General features: G+C 66.2%; 1 protein-coding gene. It reads left to right on the forward strand.

From position 1 onward, the window contains the following. Window positions 1-228 (forward strand): PAS domain-containing protein (locus FV233_RS30065; protein WP_147899692.1); only part of this gene is annotated, 228 nt, incomplete at both ends.

Here is a 228-nt window from a genome sequence, read left to right on the forward strand (position 1 = left end):
GTCGACCCGGCGGAGCGCGAGGGCGAGGCCTATCGCCAGTTCTGGGATAAGCTGCGACTCGGCACGTACCAGACAGCGGAATACAAGCGCTTCGGCAAGGGCGGCCGCGAGGTCTGGATCCAGGCGACCTACAACCCGATCAACGATGCGAGCGGGCGACCGGTCAAGGTCGTCAAGTTCGCAACCGACATCACCGCCCAAGTCCGAGAGCGCCAGCGTCGCGCCGAG

It is taken from the genome of Methylobacterium sp. WL7 (assembly GCF_008040085.1).
Lineage (GTDB): Bacteria > Pseudomonadota > Alphaproteobacteria > Rhizobiales > Beijerinckiaceae > Methylobacterium > Methylobacterium mesophilicum.